The sequence below is a fragment of the Leucobacter alluvii genome (assembly GCF_039530485.1).
GTDB classification, from domain to species: domain Bacteria; phylum Actinomycetota; class Actinomycetes; order Actinomycetales; family Microbacteriaceae; genus Leucobacter; species Leucobacter alluvii.
This window is the reverse complement of sequence record NZ_BAAAOP010000003.1, coordinates 304276-310690: the sequence shown is the minus strand read 5'-3', so window position 1 is coordinate 310690 and position 6415 is coordinate 304276. Positions and strand designations below refer to the sequence as shown.

The 6415-nt window shown below is 68.4% G+C and carries 5 protein-coding genes; 1 reads left to right on the top strand and 4 read right to left on the bottom strand.

Annotation, left to right across the window (positions count from 1 at the left end; all coding sequences use genetic code 11):
- Positions 1 to 166: 166 nt before the first annotated feature.
- On the top strand, positions 167 to 1501 hold the full coding sequence (gene tgt / locus ABFX18_RS03435; RefSeq protein ID WP_346057394.1) for a tRNA guanosine(34) transglycosylase Tgt: 1335 nt from the start codon (positions 167 to 169) through the stop codon (positions 1499 to 1501).
- Positions 1502 to 1540: 39 nt separating this feature from the next.
- Here tgt and ABFX18_RS03430 read toward each other — a convergent pair whose 3' ends face one another.
- From ABFX18_RS03430 to ABFX18_RS03415, 4 genes are read right to left on the bottom strand one after another with little or no spacing between them, the layout of a single operon-like run.
- Complete coding sequence (locus tag ABFX18_RS03430) at positions 1541 to 2527, bottom strand: NAD(P)/FAD-dependent oxidoreductase (protein WP_346057393.1); 987 nt, start codon at positions 2525 to 2527, stop codon at positions 1541 to 1543.
- A gap of 19 nt (positions 2528 to 2546) precedes the next feature.
- Positions 2547 to 4067 (bottom strand): glutamate--tRNA ligase, encoded by a 1521-nt coding sequence (gene gltX / locus ABFX18_RS03425; RefSeq protein WP_346057392.1) that lies wholly within the window; start codon positions 4065 to 4067, stop codon positions 2547 to 2549.
- A gap of 10 nt (positions 4068 to 4077) precedes the next feature.
- Complete coding sequence (locus tag ABFX18_RS03420) at positions 4078 to 5379, bottom strand: MFS transporter (protein WP_346057391.1); 1302 nt, start codon at positions 5377 to 5379, stop codon at positions 4078 to 4080.
- Positions 5380 to 5387: 8 nt separating this feature from the next.
- On the bottom strand, positions 5388 to 6347 hold the full coding sequence (locus ABFX18_RS03415) for a LysR family transcriptional regulator (RefSeq protein ID WP_090150148.1): 960 nt from the start codon (positions 6345 to 6347) through the stop codon (positions 5388 to 5390).
- Between the last annotated feature and the right edge of the window lie 68 nt (positions 6348 to 6415).

Sequence of the window (6415 nt, the reverse complement as noted above, 5' to 3'; positions counted from 1 at the left end):
ATCCCGGGCGTGTCCCCGCATGAATCCGCCAATTCACCCACACGACACCCCACCGACACCCCAACCGGCACCGGGTCGATCCACGTCAGAGATGGCCGAAACGCGCCCGTTTTCGCCTCGCGTCCCACGATCCCGGGCGCGTCGCGGGAGGTGCTTAGATGGATGGGTGAACGCACCCACCGCAGCAGCGAGTCCCCCCTCTCCCGCAGACTTCGGCTTCACCGTCGATCAGCAGCTCGAATCCGGCGGGGCGGTCGGTTCCGGAGGCGAACCGCTCGGACGGAGCGGGACGATCCGCACCCCGCACGGGGAGATCCAGACCCCCGCATTCATCCCCGTCGGCACCAAGGCCACAGTGAAGTCGCTGCTGCCAGCGACCGTGAGCGAACTCGGCGGCCAGGCCGTTCTTGCGAACGCGTACCACCTCTTCTTGCAGCCGGGAAGCGACCTCGTCGACGAAGCGGGCGGCCTCGGCCGATTCATGAACTGGGACGGGCCGACCTTCACCGACTCCGGAGGATTCCAGGTGATGTCGCTCGGCGTCGGATTCAAGAAGGTGATCTCGATGGCGGAGTCCGCCCACTCCGGCGCCGAGGTGATTGCGAAGAACAAGGAGCGTCTCGCGCACGTCGACGAGTACGGTGTCACCTTCAAGTCGTTCTTGAACGGCGACAAGCATCGCTTCACGCCGGAGGTCTCGATGCGCATCCAACACGAACTCGGCGCCGACATCATGTTCGCGTTCGACGAGTGCACCACACTGCTGAACACCCGCGAGTACCAGGAGGACTCGGTGGAGCGCACGGAGCGGTGGGCGGTGCGGTGCCTCGACGAGCACGCGCGCCAGACCGCATCGCGAACGCACCGCCCCTACCAGGCTCTCTTCGGAGTCGTGCAGGGGGCGCAGTACGAGGACCTGCGACGGCGCGCGGCGAACGGGTTGGCTCATCTTCGCGGGTCGGAGGCCACCGAGCAGGAGTTCGACGGATTCGGCATCGGCGGAGCTCTGGAGAAGCGGGATCTCGGCACCATCGTCGGCTGGGTCTCCGATGAACTCCCCGATTCCAAGCCGCGGCATCTGCTCGGCATCTCAGAACCCGATGACCTGTTCGCCGCCATCGCTGCGGGCGCTGACACCTTCGACTGCGTCGCCCCCTCCCGGCAGGCGCGAGGCGGTTCCATGTACTCGCCGGCGGGACGCATCAACGCCAAGTCCGCAGGCCAGCGACGCAGGTTCGAGCCGCTCGACGCGGAATGCGACTGCTACACCTGCCAGAACTACACGGCGGCGTACCTGCATCATCTCTTCAAGGCGAAGGAGATGCTCGGTTCGACGCTCGCGACGATCCACAACGAGCGTTACATCGTGCGCCTGGTCGATCGCATTCGTGGGAGCATCGTCGACGGCACGTTCGCGGAATTGCGCGAAGAAGTGCTCGGCCGCCAGTACGGCATGGAGTTCGCTCGCGACGCCGCAGCCCGCGTCGCTGCGGCGGGGTGATATCACCCGCTGCACCCAAGCCTGAGACCGCCGCCCGGGCTAGTCGTCGACGAGCCCCACTCCGAGAGCACCGCGAATCATATCGAGATTCAGCTTTGCGGCGACGCGTGCGCCATTGCCCGCCGCGATGACGAGTTGCTGCGGCCCGGGCGGCACGATGTCGCCGACGCCGTACACGCCGCGGATCGAGGTCTCACCGCGTTCATCGACCTCCACGAGACCCCAGTGATCACGAGCGATGGGCAGATCGCCGAGGAACTCCACCGGCGCGTGCCAGCGCGGCCGCACGAAGCCGCCGACTCGCGCGATCACCTCTCCATCCGCGAGGCGCACCCCGGTCATCTCAGCACGCTCGCCGACGATGTCGTCGATCGGACGCCGTTCCACACGGATGCCGATGCGCTCGAGCTGCGCTTCCTGCTCGGGACGCACGGTGTCGGCGCCGTTCGTGAAGACGATGAGATCCGAGCTGAAGCGGCTGATGAGCAGGGCCCGCGAGAAGACGTCGCTGGTCTCGCCGATCAGCACCAGCGGCTTATCGGTCTTCTCGAACCCGTCGCACTCGACGCAGCTGTGCAACGCGGTGCCGTAGTACGCGCGGATCATCGGCAGTGCCGGCAGCTCTTCGGTCAACCCGGCGGCGATGAGGACGCGACGAGCCGTGTACTCGACATCCGCCGCGCCGCGAATGCCGGTCCCCCGTACCGAGAAGCCGATGCCATCGGGAAACCCCGCCGCGCGCGCCTCGTCGGGAGCGAGCGGGGTCACCTCGCGAGTGATCGTCTGAGCGTACATCGCTGACGGGTAGCGTTCGAACTCCTCGCGGCCGAGGCGCCGGAGCTCGAGTGGAGACACTCCGTCGCGCGTCAGGAACCCGTGGGATTGCAGGGTCGCGGAGTGGCGCGGACGGTTGCTATCGAGGATCGCGATGCGTCGGTTCGCACGCACGAGCTGCAGTCCGGCGGACAATCCGGCCGGTCCGCCGCCGATGATCGCAACGCCGATCGGCGCCTCGCTGCTCCTCATGCGCTGCCACCCCTCGACGTCAGCCCGCGAGGTGCTGTTCCAGGCGCCGCAGACGCGCGAGCGACTCCTCGCGGCCGAGCAGCTCGAAGGACTCGAAGAGAGGAGGCGACACGCGTCGGCCGGAGGCAGCCACGCGGAGCGGTCCGAAGGCGAGGCGGGGCTTGATCCCGAGCCCGTCGACGAGCGCGGATTGCAGCGCCTCCTGAATGTCTGCCGTCTCCCACGCGTCGGTGGGGAGCGCATCGAGCGCCGCAATGCCCGCGGCGAGCACCTGCGGTGCGTCGTCCTTCAACGAGGCGAGCGCGTCGTCTTCGTAGTGCAGCTGCTCAGACGTGGTGAAGAGGAAGCCGAGCATGCCGACGACCTCGGAGAGCACGGTGACGCGGCTCTGCACCAGCGGCACCGCGCGGGCGATCACCGCGAGCTGCTCCTCCGTTGGTTCGATCTGCAGGGCTCCCCCCGCGATGAGGTACGGCAGGATCCGCTTCCCGAAATCCTCTTCCGACAGCAGCCGGATGTGATCGGCGTTGATCGCGTCGGCCTTCTTCTGATCGAAGCGGGCCGGGTTCGGGTTCACGTTCGCGACGTCGAACGCCGCGACCATCTCGTCGCTCGAGAACACGTCGCGATCCGGAGCAAGCGACCATCCGAGGAGCGACAGATAGTTGAGCAGGCCCTCTGGAATGAACCCGCGCGACCGGTGGTGCAGCAGGTTGGATTCGGGGTCGCGCTTCGACAGCTTCTTGTTCCCCTCGCCCAGCACGTACGGCAGATGACCGAACTGCGGGATCGCCTGCGCGATACCGAGCTCGACGAGCGCGTGGTACAGCGCGATCTGGCGAGGCGTGGACGACAGGAGGTCTTCTCCTCGCAGTACGTGCGTGATCCCCATCAGCGCGTCGTCGACGGGGTTCACGAGCGTGTACAGCGGCGCGCCGTTCGGCCGAACCACCACGAAGTCGATCGTCGATCCGGCGGGGAACGTGATATCGCCGCGCACGAGGTCCGTGAACGACAGGTCGGTGTCGGGCACTCGGAATCGCAGCGCTGGCTCGCGACCCTCCGCCCGGAACGCGGCGCGCTGCTCATCGCTGAGGTCGCGATCGAAATTGTCGTAGCCCAGCTGCTTCGGCCGCCCGGCCGCGATGTTGCGCGCATCGATCTCTTCAGCGGTCGAGAAGCTCTCGTAGAGGTACCCGCCCTCGATCAGCTGCGCGATGACGCGCTGATAGATCTCGCCGCGCTCGGACTGGCGGTACGGACCGTGCGGGCCGCCGACATCGATGCCTTCGTCCCAGTCGAGCCCGAGCCACCGCAGCGAATCGATGATCTGGCTGTAGCTCTCCTCGCTATCGCGGGCCGCGTCCGTGTCCTCGATGCGGAAGACGAACGTGCCCCCGGTGTGCCGGGCGTACGCCCAGTTGAACAGTGCGGTGCGCACCATTCCGACGTGGGGGGTGCCGGTGGGCGACGGGCAGAACCGAACGCGAACGTCGGCTCCGGTCGCGGTGGAAAACTGGGGGCTCTCGGTGTGTGACATCACCGTCATTCTAGCGTCGAGCGAGCACCCGAAGTCGAAGGCTCACGGCGATCCCGAGCACGATGAGCACTCCGGCAACGCTCGACAGCATCGGAAATCCGCCGACCGCGAAGAGCACCCCTGAGGCCGCGCCGAAGACGGCTCCCGCCGCGTTCATCGCGGTATCCGACTGCCCCTGCCGCGCCGGCCGCTCCACTTCGGGAGTCAGCGCGGTGACCAGTGTCGCACCGGCGACCGTGACCATGCACCAGCCGAGCCCGAGCAGCACCAGCGAGGTCTGCACGATCACGACCGAACCGCCTCCGAACGCCGTCCCTGCGGCGGCCGCTGCGAGCACCGCGTAGCCCGTGAGCACCACCGGGATCGGGCCGAAGCGGCCCGCCGCGATTCCCGCGAGCGGGGAGAGCGCGTACATGCCGGCGATGTGGATGCTGATCGTGATGCCGACGAGCTCGATGCTGCCGCCGTGGTGCGTGAGGTGCAGCGGGGTCATCGCCATGATGCCGACCATGACCGCGTGGCCGAGGGCGACGAGCGCGATCGCGAGGAACTGCGGAGCGCGACCGACACGCATCGCCGTCGTCGGGGCCGGCGATGCCGAGGCTGGCTCGTCCGGTTCGCCGCCGAGCGCCGCAGTGGCGTGGTCGCCTGCGGTCTTCGCGATCCCGCGCGCCTCCAGCAGCGGATCCGGTCGCAGGCCGAACCAGACGACCAGGCCGGCGCACAGCTGAGCCGCGATCGTGAACACGAAGATGCCGGAGAGCGCGTGGAGGCCGAGCGCGTCGCCGAGGGTCTCTCCCGGTCCGATGAGATTCGGTCCGATCACCGCCCCGATGGTGATCGACCACACGACGAGCGAGAGATCGCGCGCGCGATGCGCGGGAGTCGCGAGGTCGGTCGCCGCGAAGCGGGCCTGCAGCTGAACGGCGGCGGCGATGCCGAGTGCGGCGAGACCGACGAAGAGCAGGACAGGAATCTCGACGAGTGCTGCTCCGATGACGAGGAGGGCTCCCCCGACGGCGAGCAGATTCCCGGTCGTCAGAGCGACTCGTCGTCCCCGACGAGCGGCGAGCCGCGCGAGCGGAATCCCGGCGACCGCGGCCCCCACCGCGTTCATCGTCGAACCGAATCCCGACAGCGCGGGGTTTCCGGTGACATCGGCGATGAGCAGGGCGCCGGCCGACAACGACGCTCCGATGCCGAGGCCCCCGAGCACCGTCGCGAGCGCGAGCACCGCGACCGAACGGCGCTGCAGAGCGCGCACGCCGTCGCCGGTCCGCGAATCCGGAGTCACCGGCTGTGCGTGAGGCATCTCGATCCCTACGCCGCGTGCGGGACGGTCTCGAGGTGCCACGCACTGCCGTCGACCGAGGCGAGGAGGCGCTTCGCGAGTCGCACCTGGGGGCTCTCGTTCGCCGTCGCCATCGATACCAGTCCGATGGTGCGATAGCGGGGCGGGTCGAGAGGCAGTGCGCAGGCGTCGTCGGGGAGGCTCCGCGCAGCTGCGAGCGCGAGTCCCGGTACAAGTGCGACGGCTCCGCCGGCCGCCGCCATCGCCAGCATGGCTGGCACGTTGTCGGTCTCCTGGATGATGTCGGGTTCGAAGCCGGCGTCGCCAGCCGCCGCGAGCAGATGTCCGCGGCATTTCTCGCATCCCGCGATCCAGTGCTCGGTCGAGAAGTCGCCGAGTTTCGCCGTGCGCTCCCCTGCGGCCCGCTCGTCCGAGACGACGAGGTGCACCTCTTCTCGCCACAGCGGCAGGAACGCGCTTCCGGCGGGCAGCTCGGCCGCGCCCTCGTAATCGAAGATGAGCGCGCAGTCGACCTCCCCGTCGCGCAGCATCGCCGTTGCGGCGGGCGGCTCGGCCTCGCGGTACTGGAGTGCGACGTCCGGCGCTTCCATCGCGAGCCGCCGCATCAGCATCGGGACCAGCGTGGCGCTGGCGCTCGGGAAGCCGACGAGCCGCAGGGTCCCGGCGCGCTCACCGCGCAGGTCATCGATCGCGGCCAGCGCGGCATCGATCTCGCTGACGACGGTGCGCCCGTGATCGGCGAGGATCTGCCCGGCCGTCGTCAGCCGGATGCCTCGCCCGCTGCGCTCGATGAGCGGAACGGCGAGCCGGGTCTCGACTCGCTTGATGCGCTGACTCACGGCCGGTTGGCTCAGCCCCAGGGACGCGGCAGCAGCAGTGAGCGAACCGGTGGTGGCGAGCGCGTGCAGGATGCGGAGCTCGGTCGAATCAATCGAGGCGAGCGGATCGGCGGTGCGCATCGAAGTCATGGTGGCAGTGTACACCCACACATAACCAGACGCGAGGCAAAGCATAAGAATGATTCTGTTTCATTATG

Bases quoted from the DNA above. Each gene is read 5' to 3' on its own strand.
- ABFX18_RS03420 (WP_346057391.1), bottom strand. From the start codon at position 5,379: ATGCCTCACGCACAGCCGGTGACTCCGGATTCGCGGACCGGCGACGGC.
- gltX (WP_346057392.1), bottom strand. From the start codon at position 4,067: ATGTCACACACCGAGAGCCCCCAGTTTTCCACCGCGACCGGAGCCGAC.
- ABFX18_RS03415 (WP_090150148.1), bottom strand. From the start codon at position 6,347: ATGACTTCGATGCGCACCGCCGATCCGCTCGCCTCGATTGATTCGACC.
- ABFX18_RS03430 (WP_346057393.1), bottom strand. From the start codon at position 2,527: ATGAGGAGCAGCGAGGCGCCGATCGGCGTTGCGATCATCGGCGGCGGA.